Source organism: Mycolicibacterium aurum, assembly GCF_900637195.1.
GTDB classification, from domain to species: Bacteria; Actinomycetota; Actinomycetes; order Mycobacteriales; family Mycobacteriaceae; genus Mycobacterium; species Mycobacterium aurum.
In genome coordinates this window covers 5,562,834-5,579,810 of sequence record NZ_LR134356.1, presented here as the reverse complement: position 1 = coordinate 5,579,810, position 16,977 = coordinate 5,562,834, and the positions used below count along the sequence as shown (strand labels likewise).

Genomic DNA, 16,977 nt, shown 5'->3' with positions numbered 1-16,977 from the left:
GCGATGACCACACTTTCGCCCGCAACCGCGAACCGTCCCACGCGCAAGCGCGGGAACGTCCCCTGGCTGGTTCTGCTTCTGACGTCACTGGCCGTTGCCGTCTACTTCCCCACCCAGTACATCGGCGATTCCCTCGCGTCCCTGGCGCGCAGCGATACGGGTCTCGCGAGCACCTACGCCCAGCGGCCGGCCGTCATCCAATGCGTCTTCTATGTCCACATCGCGTCCGCCGGGCTGGCCCTGCTGATCGGCGGCTTCCAGTTCTCCAAAAAGCTCCGGCAGCGGGCGCCACAGATTCACCGCTGGACGGGCCGAACCTACGTCGCGTCGGTATTCGTCGGCGGAGCATCCGGGTTGGTGATGGCGTTCTTCAGTTCGGTGGCGTTCACCGGACTGTTCGGCTTCGGCACCCTCGCGGTGTTGTGGATCTGGACGACGTATCGGGGATACCGGAGCGCACGCGACCGCGACTTCGCCGAGCATCAGGCGTGGATGATCCGCAGCTTCGCGTTGACCTATGCCGCGCCGACCCTACGGGTGTGGCTGTTCGCCCTGACCGCCGTACAGATCGCATTCGGTGTCGATCAGGAGATCGCCTTTGCGGCCGCGTACGCGCCGGTTCCCTTTTTGTGCTGGTTACCCAACATCGTCGTCGCCGAGATCATGATCCGTCGGCGAGGACTACCGTCGCTGATCCGAACGACGGCCTAGGGGCAGGTGATCTCCAGCTCGAACGGCTTGTTCACCGGCTGCATCGGATTGGCCATGTCCACACCGGTCGCCGTGCCGGAGATCTTGTAGGTGCTGCCGTCCTTCTCGACCTTGCCGTCGTTGGAGCCGGTGCCGTTCTGGTAGCCGAGCGTCACGCCGTTGACATTGCCGAGGCCGACCGACACCAGTGACGGCTCGTCGCCGGTGGTGACCACCGCGCCGATACCCGTGGTCGCGTCGCCGATCGCGATGTTGGTGTTGCCGCCCATGTCCGAGCACACCACGGTGCCCGTGACCTCCTGGTCGGCGCCGTCGATCGTCACGGTGCTCTTGCCCTCTGCGGCAGCGGCCTGGGAGGTCTCCCCGGAGGTCTCCGACTTGTTCGATCCGCAGCCCGACAGACCGGCAATGACGATCGCTGCGCCACCCACGACGGTGAGGATTTCGCGCTTCATCACGGTTCTCCTTCGTGTTGTGTGATTCGCCGACATCGGCGGATCATCACAAGCAGTATGGTCCGCGGAGCCCGGTCAGCAGGCGATCTTGATCGTAAAATCCGCTGTGGTGCGGAAGCTCGGGTTGTCGGTCGCGAATCCGTCGGCCGTGCCGCTGATGTCGTAGGTGCGTCCGGTCATCGTGACGGTCGCCTCCCCACCGAGGCCGCTGTTGTAGCTTCCGGTGAAACCGCCGAGGTCGCGGATACCGACCTCGCGAACCACTAGCTCGTCGTTGCTGGCCACCATCGCCGTGGTACCGGAGGTGTCCGGGCCGGGGTCGCCGGTCTTGATCATCATCAGCGTTCCGGCGGAGTCGCATTGCACCGCGGTGGTGGTTCCGGCGTCCTCGCCGTTGACCGTCACCTGTGCGGTGCCGGCGATAAGCGCGCCGGGCGGCGGCTGGTACTCCGGCGGCGGCGAGGAGGAGCACCCGGCGACGGCCACCACGGCCACCGCGATCGGAGCGGTGAGAGCCCGGCTAGTGAACACAGTGCAGAATCTACGGCGTGAGCCGCCCCTTTTGCGCCGATCCCCTTTTTTCGGTGAACGCCGAACTCCCGGGACGGCTGGGCCGCACGGGGACCATCCGCACGCCGCACGGAGACATCCAGACGCCGGCGTTCGTCGCGGTCGGCACCGCGGCGACGGTCAAAGCGGTGCTGCCCGAGACGATGAAAGAGGTTGGCGCACAGGCAATTCTGGCCAACGCATATCACCTGTATCTGCAGCCCGGTCCCGACATCGTCGACGAGGCGGGCGGTCTGGGTGCGTTCATGAACTGGCCGGGGCCGACGTACACCGACAGCGGCGGATTCCAGGTGATGTCGCTGGGGGTGGGCTTCAAGAAGGTGCTGGCGATGGACACCGAGCGGGTCCAGACCGACGACATCATCGCCGAGGGCAAGGAACGGTTGGCCCACGTCGACGACGACGGCGTGACGTTCCGGTCCCATCTGGACGGGTCCACGCACCGCTTCACCCCGGAGGTCTCGATCGGCATCCAGCACCAGCTGGGCGCCGACATCATCTTCGCGTTCGACGAGCTGACCACGCTGGTCAACACCCGCGGCTATCAGGAGAGCTCGGTGCAGCGCACCCATGACTGGGCGGTGCGCTGCCTGGCCGAGCACCGCAGGCTGAGCATCGAACGCGCGGGCAAGCCGCCCCAGGCACTGTTCGGTGTGGTGCAGGGTGCCCAGTACGAGGATCTGCGCCGTCAGGCCGCGCGCGGATTGGCCGAGATCCGCGACGAGGACGGCAACGGTTTCGCCGGATACGGCATCGGGGGCGCCCTGGAGAAACAGAATCTCGCGACGATCGTCGGCTGGGTCAGCAGTGAACTGCCCGACGACAAGCCGCGTCATCTGCTCGGGATCAGCGAGCCCGATGACCTGTTCGCGGCCGTGGCATCGGGTGCGGACACATTCGACTGCGTGTCGCCGTCCCGGGTGGCCCGCAACGCCGCGGTGTACTCGGTGCACGGGCGCTACAACATCACCGGGTCGCGCTACCGGCGCGACTTCACCCCCATCGACGCCGAGTGCGACTGCTACACCTGCGCGCACTACACCCGCGCCTACCTGCACCACCTGTTCAAGGCCAAGGAGATCCTGGCCTCGACGCTGTGCACGATCCACAACGAGCGGTTCGTCATCCGGCTGGTCGACGACATCCGTGCCGCCATTCCCGCTGGCCGGTTCGACGAGCTGCGCGAGCACGTCCTGGGACGCTATTACGCGAAGTCCTCCTGACGAACGTGGGCCTTGCGCACGCAAACCGGCCGGTTCGCGTACGTAGCCCCCACGCTCGGCCCGCCTGACCTGCGCACCTCTTAGACGCGTGCACAATAAGGGCATGACGACCGCCGCCGAACCGGAGTCGCTGCTGCTGCAGATGCTCGACCCCGCCGCCCGCGCCGACCCGTACCCGCTGTACCGCCGGATCCGGGAGCAGGGTCCGGTGCACCTGCCCGGCAAGAACCTGGCGGTGTTCTCCTCCTACGCAGACTGCGACGAGGTCCTGCGCCATCCGTCGTCGGCCAGTGACCGGATGAAATCCACCGTGGCGCAGCGGGCGGTGGCCGACGGCGCCCAGGCCCGCCCGTTCGGGCCGCCCGGCTTCCTGTTCCTCGACCCGCCGGACCACACGAGGCTGCGCCGGCTGGTGAGCAAGGCGTTCGTCCCGAAAGTCGTCAACGCATTGGAGCCCGAGATCGTCGGCCTGGTCGGCGGGCTGCTGCGGGACGCCGGGGACGGCGGCACCTTCGACGCGATCGCAGGGCTGGCGTACCCGCTGCCGGTCGCGGTGATCTGCCGTCTGCTCGGTGTGCCGCTGGAGGACGAGCCCGAGTTCAGCGCCGCCTCGGGTCTGCTCGCGCAGTCGCTGGACCCGTTCGTGTCGGTCACCGGCGCGGCAGGCGACGGGTTCGAGGAGCGCATGCAGGCGGCGCTGTGGCTGCGCGAATACCTGCGCGAGCTGATCTCGCGCCGCCGCCGCGATCCGGGCGACGACCTGATGTCGGGGCTCATCCAGGTCGAAGAGTCCGGTGACCAACTGACCGAGGACGAGATCGTCGCCACCTGCAACCTGCTCCTGGTCGCCGGGCACGAGACGACGGTCAACCTGATCGCCAACGCGATCCTCGCCCTACTGCGTGACCGCTCCCAGTGGTCGGCTCTGGCCGCCGATCCCGGACGTGTGGGTGCGGTGATCGAAGAGACACTGCGCTACGACCCGCCGGTGCAGTTGGTGGGTCGCGTTGCGGGGGAGGACATGACGATCGGGGGCGAGCGGAGCGACGGGGGAAATGTCATCGGGGGCGAGCGGAGCGACGGGGAAGCGATCACCGTGCCCAAGGGCGACAACATGCTGCTGCTGACCGCGGCAGCACACCGTGACCCGGACGCCGTCGAACGCCCCGACCAGTTCGATCCCGACCGCGGGACCATCCGCCACCTCGGCTTCGGGAAGGGTCCGCACTTCTGCATCGGCGCGCCGCTGGCCCGGCTGGAGGCCTCCGTGGCGCTCACCGCGCTGACGGCACGCTTCCCGGACGCCGTATTGGCCGCCGAACCGGTCTACAAGCAGAACGTGACGTTGCGCGGCATGGCGACGCTGGACCTCGAAAACCTCGGTCCGACAGCGTGATCGCTACTGCACCAGCGCGTCGATGACCTCTCGGGCGGCGCGCTCACCGGCTTCCACCGCGCCCTCCATGTAGGCGCTCCAGTGGGTGGCGGTATCGGTGGACGCCCAGTGGATCGAGCCGATGGGCTCGGCCAGCGCGGCGCCGTAGGTGGTCCACACCAGCGGTCCGCAGTTGGCGTTGTAGCAGCCGCGGGTCCACTGCCGGCTGCCCCATTCGCCGTCGATGTAGTGCTGCGGGTGTGCGGCCTTGTCGCCGAAGTGGCGCACCAGCTCGGCGGTCAGCGCCGCGCGCCGCTCCTCCTCGGACCAGTGTCCGTGGGTGCGGGCCTGCTCGCCCTCCAGGAACATCAGGATCACGCCGTGGTCGTCGCCCTGGATGCATGTGTCGTTGGACATGCGGGCGGGGCCGACGTCCGAGATGAGCTGGCCGTTCAAACCCTCGTTCCGCCAGAACGGTTCGTCGTAGACGAAGAACGCTTTCATCGCCGCCGAGTTCGGCATCCGCTGTGTCAGCTGGTCGCGGTAGCCGGACAGCGGGGGGTCGTACATGATCCGTCCGGCCAGGGTGGGTGACAGCGCGACGATGATCCGCCGGCCGCGGGCCACCCGGCCGCCGCGGCAGTGCACGGTGACGCTGTCGGTGCTGTGCTCGATGAAGTGCACCGGCGAGTCGAACACGATGTGGTCGGCGATCAACGCCGCCAACCGGTTCGGGATCTCGGCGGTGCCACCGACGAACCGCGTGGTCTGGGCGCCGCCCTCGGACTCGGCGAACAGCTCCGCGGTCACACCGCACGTCTGGACGGTGAAGAGCAGATGCAGGAACGACACCTCGACCGTGGGCACCGCGAGGATCCCGACGGTGCAGATCTCCAGTAGCGTGCGCGCCACCGGCGACAGGCCCTGCGCGTCATACCAGGCGCCCGCGGTGATGGCATCCCACTCGGCCGCGTGCGGCGCCGCCCACGGCGCCGCCGGGGATACCTCGGCGGCCAGTTCGTCGAGGCGGCGCAGCACCTTCTCCAGCTCGGCCAGTTCGTCGGCGAAGCGGGTGTGAAAGTCGTTCTGGCGCATGACGCCGGTGCCGGCGAGGTCGTAAGAGGTCTCGCCGTCGTCGTACTGCGGGTACGTCTCGACCCCGAGTTCGGCGGCCAGCGCGAACATCCGGTGGTGGGTGTCGCCGATCCACTGGGCCCCGAGTTCCATGGGCAGCCCGGCCAACTGCTCGGTGAGGATGCGCCCGCCGACGCGGGTGTCTGCCTCCAGGATCAGCGGCGTCAGCCCCGCCGCCAGGACGGTGCGGGCCGCGGTGAGGCCCGAGAGTCCTGCGCCGACGACGATGACGTCTGCTTCGCTGCTTGCCATGACCGACACTTTCTCACGGTGGCGGCTACAGCGGGTTCAGGATGCGCTGCAAGAACTGACGCGTCCGTTCCTCCTTGGGATCGCCGATCACCGCCGCAGGCGGCCCCTGCTCCAGTATCACCCCGCCGTCGGTGAACAGCACCTGGTCGGAAACCTGTCGGGCGAACTGGATTTCGTGGGTGACGACCACCAGGGTCCAGCCTTCGACCGCCAGATCCTTGATCACCGCCAGTACCTCGCCGACGAGTTCGGGGTCCAGCGCCGAGGTCGGCTCGTCGAACAGCACCACCTTGGGCTTGAGCGCGAGCGCCCGCGCGATGCCCACCCGCTGCTGCTGGCCGCCGGACAGCTGGAACGGGTACTGGTCGCGCTTGTCGGCGAGACCCACCTGTCCCAGGAGTTCGACGGCCTCGGCCTCCACCTCGTCGCGGGGCCGCCGCTGGGCGATCAGCGGACCCTCGGTGACGTTCTGCAGCACCGTCTTGTGCGGAAACAGGTTGTGGGACTGGAAGACGAAGCCACTCTGCGCCCGGTAGCGGCGCAGCTCGTCCTTGGACACCGGTGCGGCGGACGCAGCGAAGTCGATCTCCACGTCCCCGACCTTGATCGTGCCCGAATCGGGCGCGTCGAGTGCGTTGAGCGCGCGCAGCAGCGTCGTCTTGCCCGAGCCGGACGGACCGATGATGGCGGTGGCGCTTCCGCGCGGGACCCGAAACGACACCCCTTTGAGCACGTCGAGTCCGCCGAACGCCTTCCGGACGTCGCGGGCGACGACCCGGTACTCGACCTCGTCGGTTGTGCTCATAATCTTCGATTCCTCGCGCAAGCGCTCGTCATCTGGCCACGTACCTTTCCAGTCGGTGCTCGAACCGTGCCTGGCCGAACGACAGCACCAGGCAGATCACCCAGTAGTAGACCGCCGCCGTGCCGTAGAGCGCGAAGAACTCGAAGGTGGGCGCGGCGATGATCTGGGCCTGGCGCAACAGCTCGGTCACCAGGATCGTCGACGCCAGCGACGTGTCTTTGACCAGTGAGATCAACGTGTTGGACAGCGGCGGCACCGCCACCCTGCTGGCCTGCGGCAGGATGATGCGCCGCAGCGTGCTCAGGTAGTTGAGGCCGATCGTCTGCGCGGCCTCCCACTGGCCCTTCGGAATGCTCTGGATCGCCGACCGGATGATCTCGGCCGCGTAGCCACCGACGTTGAGCGAGAAGGCGATGACCGCCGCCGGGAACGGATCGATCCTGACGCCGAACTCCGGGAGCGCGAAGAACACGATGAACAGCTGGACCAGCAGCGGCGTTCCTCGGATCACGGAAATGTAGAAGCGTGCGGCGTTGGAGAGCGCCAGGTTCTTCGACAACCGCGCCAGCGCCACGCCCAGCGCTATGACCAGACCGATGGCGAAGCTGATGATGGTCAGCGGGATCGTCATGGTGAGGGCGGCCCGCGCCAGTGGCCACAGGTTGTCCAGGACCAGCTGCACCGTGGACCGCGGCTGAGCCTGCGGGGCGTCCTGACCGCCGGAGGCGTTGGTCTTCAAGTACTTCTGCGAGATCTCGGCGAGCGTGCCGTCATTCCTGAGCTCGTCGATCGCCGCGTCGAGGTCCGGCAGCAGACCGCTGTTCTTCCGGGCGGCGAAGCCCTGTTCACTCTTCTCGCCCGTGGTGCCCGCGATCTTCACCGCCGTGTCGTTGGTCTCGGCGAGGTAGGCGTAGATCGAGAGGCTGTCGTTGACCACCACGTCGACCCGGCCCTGGCTGAGCAGGGCCATCGCCTGGGTGAGGCCTTCCACCGATTCGATCCGGGCGCCGGCGTCGCGGGCCACCTGCGCCCAGTTGCTCGTGGTGCTCTGTGCGGCGAGCTTGCCCGGCAGGTCGGCGAGCGAGGTTATCGAGTTGTCGTCGGCGCGGGTCACGATGACGCCCTCGCCGATCGAGTACGGCTCGGACAGGTCGTACTTCTGCTGGCGTTCCGGCGTGATCGTCACCTGGTTGGCGACGACATCGAACCGGTTGGCTTCCAGCGCGGCGAAGATCGAGTCCCACGGTGTTTCGACGAACTCGACGTTGACGCCCAGCTTCTCGCCGACCGCCCTGGCCACGTCCACGTCGTAGCCGGTCAGTTGGCCGGTGGCGGGGTCGTGATAGCTGAACGGTGCGTAGACGCCCTCGGTGCCGACGCGGAGCACCCCGCTGGACTGCACCGGGTTCTCGCCGTCGGCGGGCCCCGACGATCCGCATGCGGTCAACAGCACCGCGACGGCGGCCAGCACAGCCAGCAGAACTCTTCGTGGGTGGCGCATCGGCGGACCGTAGCAATGTGCACGCCGATGCCCAAGGGTTGTGCTCACCCGGGCTGGTATACCCACGGTTGGTGGGGCAACCGCGCAGGATCGAACTCGTCGAGCATGTCGCCGACGGTGCGCGCCGCGAAACCGAGTGAGTCGGCGATCTGCGCCAGCGCCAGGGCGACGCCGATGTCGGCGAGCGTCACCGCGCCGTCGCGTTTGGCCAGCCGGGCACCCTGGTCGTTGAGCACCAGCGGCACGTGGGCGTACAGCGGCTCGGGGTAGCCGAGAAGACGGGCCAGGTAGGCCTGCCGGGGCGACGACGACAGCAGGTCGTCGCCGCGTGCTACCTGATCGACGCCCGAGGCGGCGTCGTCGACGACGACCGCGAGGTTGTAGGCGGGCACCCCGTCACCGCGACGCACGACGAAGTCGTCGACGAGGCCCGTGTAGTCACCGTGCAGCGCGTCGTGCACGGTGAACTCGTGGGTATCGGTGCGCAGCCGCAACGCGGGCGGGCGCCCGGTCTCCTGCCTTCTGACGGCGCGTTCGCCCTCCGTGAGGTCCCGGCAGGTGCCGGGATACGCGCCCTCGGGGGCGTGGGGAGCCCGCGGCGCCTGCGCGATATCCCTTCTGGTGCAATAGCATTCGAACAGCAGGCCACGCTGGTCGAGTGTTTCCACGACGGCTTCGTAGCGTTCGGGGTGCGCGGTCTGCCGGGTGGCAGGGCCGTCCCACGTCACGCCGATGGCCGCCAGGTCGGCGAGCTGGCGGTCGGCGATCTCGGGGTGCGTGCGATCGTCGAGGTCCTCGACGCGCATCAGGAACCGGCGTCCGGTCGAGCGGGCGAACAGCCACGCCAGCACCGCGGTACGGAGGTTGCCGATGTGCAGATCCGCCGACGGGCTCGGGGCGAACCTGCCTGCGCCGGGAGGACTCGTCACACGTCTTACTCTGCCCGCGAGCGTGCCCTCACGGTAGTCGGCGCGCGCGGCGCTACGCCGACGGCGCTGGCGCGAGCGGGCCGTGCAACGCGACTGACGCGGCCGCCACCGACGGTGAGACGCCGACGCCGCGGCCCTGCGCCGTCACCGCCAGCCTCGTGCGGTCACCGCGGAACAGGTCCCGAGAGAACTCGCACGGATTCTCGTGCTGGTCATAGGCGATTCGGGTGATCAGCAGCAGCGCCGACTTGGGTTTGATGCCGAGCAGATTGGCTTCTTCAGGCGTGGCGTTGACCGCTTCGATCCGTTCGTCGGCGCGCGCGGTGACCAGACCGTACTCACTCTCCAAGATCTCGTAGAGCGATCCGCCGAGCTGTTGTTCGAGCAGACCGGGAAAGGCCTCGGCCGGAAACTGGGCCAACTCCAACGAGATCGGGGAGCCGTCGGCCAGACGCAGTCGCTGGATCTCGATGACGAAGTCGTCGGCGGCGATCCCGAGGGCCTGCTGGGTGGTGGCATCGGGCGCGGCAATCTTGGTCGACAGCACCCGGGTCCCGGCGACGTAGCCCTGACTGGCCAGAAACGCCGGAACCCCGACGACGTCGGTCAGACTGCGCTGCACCTGTGCGTGGCTGATGAAGATGCCTCCGGAGCGGCCGATCATTCGGTCCACCAGACCGGCCTCCTCCAGCGCGGCGAGCACCTGGCGCAGGCTCGACCGGCTCGTTCGATAGCGTTCGGCCAGCTCCCGCTCACTGCCCAGTTTCGTCCCGGGCGTTCCCGCGTTGATGTCGGCCACGATCCGGCGCCGAAGTTCCTCGGTCTGAGTGGGCACCGGGCCTCCTCGCCTATGGCAATTGGTTCGACCAAATCTAGGGTACGTGCCCCTACAGGTCGGCGAGCGCCTCCGGTGATTCGGGCAGGATCTGGCCGCCGTCGACTACCAGGGATTGTCCGGTGATGTACGCAGCCTCGTCGGTGGCGAAGAACAGCGCGGCGTTACCGATGTCGGCCACCTCACCGAGCTTGCCGGCCGGGACCGAGGCGGCCATCTGGTCCATGTAGGTCTGGCCCATCTCGATCAGGCCCTCGGTGATGATGTTGCCCGGCAGTACCGCGTTGACGGTGATCTTCTTGGGCGCCAGTTCGATCGCCGCGGTGCGCAGGAACCCCAGCTGCGCGGCCTTGCTCGCGCCGTAGTGGGACCACCCGGGAAATCCGGTGACGGGGCCGGTGATCGACGACGTGATGACGACCCGGCCGTGGCCGCTGGCCTCCAGCGGCTCCAGCGCGGCCTGCACGATGTACACGGTCCCTTTGAAGTTCACGCCCATTACCTGTTCGAGGTCATCGGGTGTGAGGTCCTGCAGGCGGCCGGAGGGGAAGATGCCGGCGTTGGCGCACACGATGTCCAGTCCGCCGTTGCGCTCCACCGCGGTCGCCACCACTCGACGGCAGTCCTCGGGGCTGGTCACGTCGGCGGCCACGCCGGTGACGGTGCCTGCGAGTCCGGCCAGGTCCGCGACGGCGGCGTCGATGTCGGCCTGGGTGCGGCCGGTGACGACGACGTTGACCCCGGCACGCGCAAATGTCTCGGCGATGCCGCGACCGATGCCCTTGCTGCCGCCGGTGACGATGGCAGAGCGACCTTGCAACGAGTTGAACATGGCCATAAGCCCTTTCAGTATTGGGATCAGAAGATTCGGTGGCCGTTGGAGGACAGGTACTTCTCGGCGAGCTTGCAACTACCCGCGGCATAGGTCACGGAGATCGCCTGGGATTCCTTCGAGTGGCTGTGGGTGCCCATCCAGGCCAGTAGCAGCAACCGCCGCAGCAGGATGAACGAGGCCAACATGTCCTCGTCGGATTTGGCGAGTGCTCGACGCGTGCGGTACCCGCTGGCCCAGGCATCCTGCCACTCGGGAACCGACGGATGATCCTCGAAGAACGACACGGCAGTGCCGAAATCGTAGAAGTACCAACCGAAACCGCAGTCGTCGAAATCGATCACGGTGATGGTCTCACCGTCGACCAGCAGGTTGGCCAGGCGCAAATCTGCATGTACCAGACCGAAGGTGTCCGCGCCGGTGCCGTATTCGGTCAGCCTGCGGTGCAACAATTCCTCGGCGCGGGCGAGCACCTCGGTCTCGTGTTCGCCGACGCCGGTCGCGTCGCGCCAGCGTCCCCAGCGGGGCGTGCCGCCGAGGCTCTGCTCCCAGTCCCAGGAGAACCGGCTGAAGCTTGCCGGACGCTGCCAGCTGCGGGCATGGTCGTGCAGTGCGGCGGTGATACATCCGAGCGTGTGGAAATCCGTGGAGCTCACGGTGTTCTCGTCCGGCTCGGCGCCCGGCACCATCTCGAAGTGCACGACGTGGCGGGCCGTCCCGTCGTGCTCGACAGTGACCACCCGGCGCCCGTCGTGGGCGGGGATCACCGTCGGCACGGTCACGTCGCTGTCGCGGCGCAGCGCGTCCAGCCACATCAATTCGGACTCGATCTGGTCGAGGCGGTGGTAGTCCTTGCGGTGCACCCGCAGGATCGACCGGTGCCCGCAGCCGGGTTCTTCGACCGCATAGGTGGCGTTCTCGGACAGATTCAACAGGCGCAGCGCGGAACCCTGCGGTAGGTCGAACGCCGCCAGTGCCTTTTCGGCGACGGCTTCGTCGTCAGTGAAGTCTGCCGTCAATGTTCACGTCCTTCGATCGCTCCCAGAACCTCGGTGATGCGGTCCCGTGCCACCACCACATCCTGGGTGCTACCACTGATGTAGAGCCTGCCCGCTGCGCCGATCATCTGCACGTCGACCAGGGTCAGGCCCGGCGCGGCGCGTTCGGCCTCGTTGGCCGCGACGGCGGCAAACAGGGCGGGGGTCATCTCGTAGACCAGCAGCGACTGACCGGGAAGCACCATCGAGGCCTGCCGGTTGCGGTTCAGGATCACCGCATGTTGGTCGGTGATGTCCTCGATCACGTCGTGGTAGAGGACCCTGGGTCGAAGCTGGTCTGTCGCCGAACTCTGCGTACCCACCAGGATGGCCTCGCCGGCACGGCGCACATCGGCCAGGCTGTCCGAGTGGATCTCCAGCACGCCGAACTGCCGCTCCACGTAGAGGATTCCCGGCTGGATCCCCGGCACCTCGCGGAGCGCGAGGTCGATGACCCGTTCGATCGCCAGCGCAGGCGACACCTCGACGATGAGTGCGTGCTCACCGGCGTACGGCGGGTAACCGCGCGCCCGGGTCGGCGTACCGAGGTAGGCGGCGAACTGCTGCTGCAGATCCTCGACAAGGAGGTAGACGCGGATGTCGGTCCGTGTCGGAGTGGAGGACGGCGCCTCGGAAAGAGCCACTGGCCGAGACTACTGGGCGGCGACGGAGAAGTGCGCGCCGAGTTCGTTGTGCGGGCGCGGGATGACGTGCACGCTGATGAGTTCACCTACCTGCGAGGCGGTTTCGGCGCCTGCTTCGGTGGCCGCCTTGACGGCTCCGACCTCGCCGGTGACGATGACGGCCACCAGGCCGTCGCCCACCTGCTGGCGGTCGGTGATCGTCACGTTGGCGGCCTTGACCATTGCGTCGGCGGCTGCGAGAGCGGCGACGTAACCCTTGGTCTCGATCATTCCGATCGCGTTGCTGGCCATGGTTTCTCTCCTTTGTGTCGGACTATCTGACGGGTGGGGCCGGTAACCGGACGGCTAACCGGCGGGATCGATGGAGCCGATGATCAATGCATCGACCGGAGGCGGGGTCCCGGTGAACCATCCGGCCGCCACCGAGCCCTGGGTGACGAGGACGTGTTCGCCGACGCCGCTGCCCAGTACGTCGAACGCGATCAACCGGGAACCGGAACCGTCCACCTCGACTTCGAGGAAGGCCCCGGCCGGGATGCCGTCGATGCGTCGGGTCGACCAGACCTGACCGGTGACCGTGCCACGGATCATGTTCGCTCCTTGTGGATGGTGACGCCCAGCGCGCGGGCGCGTTCGCGGGCCAGGGGGGTCAGCACGGCCCGCGGGCCGAGGACCAGGGATGCGCCGGAGGCGGCGATGTCGGCGATCTGCCGTTCGGTGACTGCGCCACGCTCAACACGTCTGGTGCTGCCGGGGCCGCTGCGGTCGGTGCCGGCCAGCCGGAAGGACAATCGGCCCTGTCGCAGGTCCGCGCGGGTCTTCGGATTCTCGTACAGCCGCAAAAGGTTTCGTACGAACACATCGAGCTCGCGGTCGTTGGTGATGCGCACGGTGTCGACCCGGGAACGCTCGTCGGCGGCCAGCGGACCGGTCGCAACAGGTCCGTCCGCGGCCTTCGGTGCCGCCGCGACGGGCGCCGGCTTCGGCGCCGCCGGGGTGGATGGGGACGGCGATGCCGTCGTGAGGTCGCCGACAGCCTCGCGGATCACCTCGCGGACGAGTTGCCGCAGCGCCTCGCGGTCGATGCTCACCGCACGCTCCGCGCGAGTGCTTCCTCCGCCGCCGCGGCGGCCTGGCGGATGTCGGACTCACTGCCGGACAGGTAGACCCGGCCCGTCGCCCCGATCATCCGGAAGTCGACGACCTTCACGTCGGCGGCCTTCTCGGCTTCGTTGGTGGCCAGGATTGCATACGACGCCGGAGACACCTCGAGCACGTACAGGGACTCACCGGCCAGCACCATCGAGCCGATTTTGTTGCGGTTGATCAGGAAGGCGTGCTGCCGGTCGATGCTGGAGATGATCCGAGACGCGAGGATCTGCGGAGCCGTCGCTGCGCCGGCGTCGCGGTCGAGTTCGGCCAGCGCGGCGTCGGCGGCCGCCTCGACTGCGGCGGTCTCACCGTGGAACTCCAGATAGCCGAACTGACGCTCCACGACCAGCACGCCGGCCTGCACCTCTGCGTGCTTGAGCGCGACGTCGGTGACGCCCTCGATGTCGAGGCCGGGCGCCACCTCGATGATCTGTGCGGCTACCCCGGCACGCGGCAGCGCGCCCTTGATCCAGGTACCCAGGTACGACATCGTCTGCGGCTGAAGCCGATCGATGAAGATGAACGAACGCAGTTCAGCCACGGGTCACCTCTTGATCAGTTGAGCGAGTTCTTCGGCCACCAGCGCGCGCAGCTCGGCGCGCAGTGCCTCGATACCGGGATCGGCGGCGCGGCGGGCAGTCGGCCGGACAGCCGGTGCCGCGGGGGTCGCGTCGGCAGCCGGGTCGTTGGACGCACGCGGGTAGGCCGGCTCGGGCCCGGCCGGGGCACGCCATGGGGACAACCCGGCGAAGTTCGGCATGGTCACGCCGGCGTCGGCGTTGTAGGCGATCCGCGCCCAGTTCATCAGATTCTCGGGTTGCAGGTTCTCACCGATCGAACTGCGCCCGACGAACCCGGTGCCGATGGTCATGGACGGGGCGAGGTTGGTGTCGAGCCCGGAGCTTCCGGTGCTGTTGCCGACGTTCACCGACACCCGCAGTACCGGCACTTTGGCGGCGAATTCGGTGATGACAGAGGCATCGTTGCTGTGAATCGCGGCAGAATGCCCCGCTCCGGCGATGCGCACCACCGCGCGGGCGGCACGGATACCGCGGGATGCGTCCGCAACGGTGGTCATGCCGAGCACCGGGCACAGCTTCTCGTGGGTCAACACCTCCTCGCCGATGACGTCGGCGAACGGGGCGATCAGGGCCCGGGTTTTGGGCGTGACGCGCAGCCCGATGCGTTCGGCGATCCAGGCCGCGTCACGGCCCACGACCTCGGTGTTGAGGGCACCGTCGGGGAACATGAACTCTCGCAGGCGGATCGTCGCATCCTCGTCGAGGATATGGGCGCCGTGCCGGGTCAGCGCGGTGCGCAGTTTCACCGCGACCGCCTCCTCGGCGATGAGCACCGACTCGTTGGTGCACAGCACCGAGTTGTCGAACGCCTTGCTGTCCACGATCCGCTTCGCTGCGGCGTCGATGTCGGCGGTGGCGTCGACGAACACGGGGACATTGCCTGGCCCGACGCCCAACGCAGGGTTGCCCGAGGAGTACGCGGCGCGCACCACCCCGGTACCGCCCGTCGCGACGATGACGTCGGTGCGTTCGTCGGACATCAGCGCTTCCACCAGCGGCAGGGACGGCTCGTCGATGACCTGCACGATGCCGTCCGGAGCGCCGGCCGCGGTGGCCGCCTCGGCCAGCAGGCGCGCGGCGTCCGCCGAGCACTGCTTGGCGCGGGGATGGGGTGCGACCACCACCGCGTTGCGGGTCATCAGCGCCAGGATGACCTTGAAGTACACCGTCGCAACGGGATTGGTGGTCGGCGTCAGGGCCAGCACCACTCCCGCGGGGCGCGGGATCTCGACGATCTTGCGGGCGGTGTCGACCCGCGGTGTCACGTAGTCCTGGTCTCGGTAGAACTCGACGATGCCCCGTGAGCAGGCGCGATTCTTGGCCACCTTGTGCTCGACTACGCCCATCTCGGTTTCGGCCACTGCTGCGGCGGCGAAGTGTTCGGCGTTGCGATAGCCGGCCTCGGCGACGGCGTCGACGATCCGGGCCACCGAGGCCTGGTCGTAGTCGGCGTACGCTGCGGCGGCGAAGCGCGCCCGCTCCAGCAGCTGACCTGCCTGCGGTACCGCAATCACGGCTTCCTCCGTCCGTTCGCGGCCAGCTTCGCCCGTCCCACCGCGACCTCGACGCGGTCGAGTACGTCCTCGCAGAGCTCACGGTTGAGCAGCAGGCCCGGTTTGAATTGCAGCACACGGGGATCCAGGGTCGAGAAGATCGCCCATACCCCGTTTTGGTAGAGCTCGCGCATCACGAACTTCGCGCCCTCGGGGTGGTCGAACTCCAGCCCGATCACCACACCGTTCTGACGGATACCGACGAACCAGCCGGGATGGTCGGCCTGGATGGCGGCCAGGCCCTTGGCGAAGATGTCGGCGATGTAGTGCACCGATGAGCGCACCTCGGGGCGGCTGGTGATCTCCAGGGTCTTCAGCGCCGCCACGCAACCGAGTTCGGCGCCGCCGAATGTCGAGATGTGCCCGAAGCCGTCCTGCTCGAGCCACTGCGCCGCGCGGTCGCTGAGCAGCGCCGCCGTGATCGGATACATACCACCGGAGAGTCCCTTGCCGGTGACCATGATGTCGGGCTCGATGCCGTGCTTGGTGATGCCCCACATCTCGCCGGTGCGCATCAGCCCGGTCTGTACCTCGTCGGCGATGTAGAGCGCGTCGTAGCGCACGCACAGGTCCTTGACCGCTTCCAGATAACCGATTGGTGGCAGCGGGAATCCGTAGGTCGCCGGGATGGTCTCCATGATGACGGCGGCAACGTCGCGGCCGCGCAACGCCTGCTCCATGGCATCGGTGTCGCCGAAGGGCACCTGCACGAACTCGTCGGGGCGATCGGACAGGAACAGTTTGGCGAACCGATCGTCACCGGTGGCGACGGCCAGGCCGGTGTGTCCGTGATAGGCCTTGACGATCGAGACGATCTTGCGACGCTGCATGGCATGCCGGGCGCTCTTGAGCGCGATGTCGATGGCTTCGCCGCCGCCGGACCCGAATGCGACCTTGCGCAACGACGCCGGTGCGGACTCGATCAGCTTCTGTGCCAGGGCGGTGCGCGCCACCGATGGGAAGTGATGGTTGCCGACGTCGAAATACTGCATGCCGTCGGTGATCGCCTGCATCACTTCGGGATTGCGGTGCCCGAGGTTGTAGGTGCCGCCATTGAGGTGCATGTCGATGAGTCGGCGGCCGCTCATGTCCCACAGGAAGTAGTCCTGTCGACGGTCGATGACCAGGTCGACGCCGGTGTCGGTCCAGAACTGGGTCTTGTCCGGGTTCCAGAACTCTTTGGCACGTTCGAGCACCTGGGCTTTGGAATCGAACGAGAACGTGCCGTAGTCGTACACGGGACTCCCTGTCGTGCGGTCGGCCGGGGTGTGAACCAAAAACTAAAGGGTCCGACCATTTATGTCAATTGAGGCCTCGCAGGGGTTGCACAGCTCTTTTGGTAGTGCCAATATATCTGAGGTTCAGCACTGTGGCCTAGACCACAGTGT

General features: G+C 67.7%; 19 protein-coding genes. 3 read left to right on the top strand and 16 right to left on the bottom strand.

What is annotated here, in order from left to right; translation table 11 throughout:
* Positions 1 to 3 precede the first annotated feature (3 nt).
* On the top strand, positions 4 to 711 hold the full coding sequence (locus EL337_RS26460; RefSeq protein WP_048635137.1) for a DUF2306 domain-containing protein: 708 nt from the start codon (positions 4 to 6) through the stop codon (positions 709 to 711).
* On the opposite strand, the gene EL337_RS26455 is transcribed toward EL337_RS26460, so the two are convergent.
* Both EL337_RS26455 and EL337_RS26450 read right to left on the bottom strand, forming a co-directional pair.
* Positions 708 to 1,166 (bottom strand): lipoprotein LpqH, encoded by a 459-nt coding sequence (locus EL337_RS26455; RefSeq protein WP_048635138.1) that lies wholly within the window; start codon positions 1,164 to 1,166, stop codon positions 708 to 710. The genes EL337_RS26460 and EL337_RS26455 overlap by 4 nt on opposite strands.
* Before the next feature lie 75 nt (positions 1,167 to 1,241).
* The gene (locus EL337_RS26450) at positions 1,242 to 1,697 is read right to left on the bottom strand and encodes a lipoprotein LpqH (protein WP_048635139.1); all 456 of its coding nucleotides are present in this window, start codon (positions 1,695 to 1,697) and stop codon (positions 1,242 to 1,244) included.
* A 53-nt stretch (positions 1,698 to 1,750) separates the two neighbouring features.
* On the opposite strand from EL337_RS26450, the gene tgt reads away from it, so the two are divergent.
* Both tgt and EL337_RS26440 read left to right on the top strand, forming a co-directional pair.
* Positions 1,751 to 2,959 (top strand): tRNA guanosine(34) transglycosylase Tgt, encoded by a 1,209-nt coding sequence (gene tgt / locus EL337_RS26445; protein ID WP_048635140.1) that lies wholly within the window; start codon positions 1,751 to 1,753, stop codon positions 2,957 to 2,959.
* 103 nt (positions 2,960 to 3,062) lie between these two features.
* Positions 3,063 to 4,355, top strand: a complete 1,293-nt coding sequence (locus EL337_RS26440) for a cytochrome P450 (protein ID WP_048635141.1) — start codon at positions 3,063 to 3,065, stop codon at positions 4,353 to 4,355.
* A gap of 3 nt (positions 4,356 to 4,358) precedes the next feature.
* Here the strand turns inward: EL337_RS26440 and EL337_RS26435 are convergent, their stop codons facing one another.
* The 14 genes from EL337_RS26435 to EL337_RS26370 are packed head-to-tail and all read right to left on the bottom strand — an operon-like array spanning position 4,359 to position 16,827.
* A complete protein-coding gene (locus EL337_RS26435) occupies positions 4,359 to 5,720 on the bottom strand; it encodes a flavin monoamine oxidase family protein (protein ID WP_048635142.1) in 1,362 nt (453 codons plus the stop codon).
* A gap of 25 nt (positions 5,721 to 5,745) precedes the next feature.
* Positions 5,746 to 6,525 (bottom strand): amino acid ABC transporter ATP-binding protein, encoded by a 780-nt coding sequence (locus tag EL337_RS26430; RefSeq protein WP_048635143.1) that lies wholly within the window; start codon positions 6,523 to 6,525, stop codon positions 5,746 to 5,748.
* A 28-nt stretch (positions 6,526 to 6,553) separates the two neighbouring features.
* Positions 6,554 to 8,026, bottom strand: a complete 1,473-nt coding sequence (locus EL337_RS26425) for an ABC transporter permease subunit (RefSeq protein ID WP_083443278.1) — start codon at positions 8,024 to 8,026, stop codon at positions 6,554 to 6,556.
* A gap of 44 nt (positions 8,027 to 8,070) precedes the next feature.
* The gene (gene gluQRS / locus EL337_RS26420; RefSeq protein ID WP_048635144.1) at positions 8,071 to 8,955 is read right to left on the bottom strand and encodes a tRNA glutamyl-Q(34) synthetase GluQRS; all 885 of its coding nucleotides are present in this window, start codon (positions 8,953 to 8,955) and stop codon (positions 8,071 to 8,073) included.
* A gap of 52 nt (positions 8,956 to 9,007) precedes the next feature.
* Positions 9,008 to 9,790, bottom strand: coding sequence for a GntR family transcriptional regulator (locus tag EL337_RS26415; RefSeq protein WP_048635145.1), 783 nt, complete (start codon positions 9,788 to 9,790; stop codon positions 9,008 to 9,010).
* 52 nt (positions 9,791 to 9,842) lie between these two features.
* A complete protein-coding gene (gene fabG, locus EL337_RS26410; protein WP_048635188.1) occupies positions 9,843 to 10,622 on the bottom strand; it encodes a 3-oxoacyl-ACP reductase FabG in 780 nt (259 codons plus the stop codon).
* A 26-nt stretch (positions 10,623 to 10,648) separates the two neighbouring features.
* Positions 10,649 to 11,641 (bottom strand): phosphotransferase enzyme family protein, encoded by a 993-nt coding sequence (locus EL337_RS26405; RefSeq protein WP_048635146.1) that lies wholly within the window; start codon positions 11,639 to 11,641, stop codon positions 10,649 to 10,651.
* Entirely contained in the window at positions 11,638 to 12,303 is a 666-nt protein-coding gene (locus EL337_RS26400; RefSeq protein WP_048635147.1) for a microcompartment protein, read from the bottom strand. Before EL337_RS26400 ends, EL337_RS26405 begins: the two co-directional genes overlap by 4 nt.
* A 9-nt stretch (positions 12,304 to 12,312) precedes the next feature.
* Positions 12,313 to 12,594, bottom strand: a complete 282-nt coding sequence (locus tag EL337_RS26395) for a BMC domain-containing protein (RefSeq protein ID WP_048635148.1) — start codon at positions 12,592 to 12,594, stop codon at positions 12,313 to 12,315.
* Positions 12,595 to 12,648: 54 nt separating this feature from the next.
* A complete protein-coding gene (locus tag EL337_RS26390) occupies positions 12,649 to 12,894 on the bottom strand; it encodes a EutN/CcmL family microcompartment protein (protein ID WP_048635149.1) in 246 nt (81 codons plus the stop codon).
* The gene (locus EL337_RS26385) at positions 12,891 to 13,394 is read right to left on the bottom strand and encodes a hypothetical protein (protein WP_048635150.1); all 504 of its coding nucleotides are present in this window, start codon (positions 13,392 to 13,394) and stop codon (positions 12,891 to 12,893) included. Before EL337_RS26385 ends, EL337_RS26390 begins: the two co-directional genes overlap by 4 nt.
* The gene (locus tag EL337_RS26380) at positions 13,391 to 13,996 is read right to left on the bottom strand and encodes a BMC domain-containing protein (RefSeq protein ID WP_048635151.1); all 606 of its coding nucleotides are present in this window, start codon (positions 13,994 to 13,996) and stop codon (positions 13,391 to 13,393) included. The genes EL337_RS26385 and EL337_RS26380 overlap by 4 nt, the downstream gene beginning before the upstream one ends.
* Positions 13,997 to 13,999: 3 nt before the next feature.
* On the bottom strand, positions 14,000 to 15,550 hold the full coding sequence (locus EL337_RS26375; RefSeq protein WP_048635152.1) for an aldehyde dehydrogenase family protein: 1,551 nt from the start codon (positions 15,548 to 15,550) through the stop codon (positions 14,000 to 14,002).
* Positions 15,547 to 16,827 (bottom strand): class-III pyridoxal-phosphate-dependent aminotransferase, encoded by a 1,281-nt coding sequence (locus EL337_RS26370; RefSeq protein WP_048635153.1) that lies wholly within the window; start codon positions 16,825 to 16,827, stop codon positions 15,547 to 15,549. The genes EL337_RS26375 and EL337_RS26370 overlap by 4 nt, the downstream gene beginning before the upstream one ends.
* Between the last annotated feature and the right edge of the window lie 150 nt (positions 16,828 to 16,977).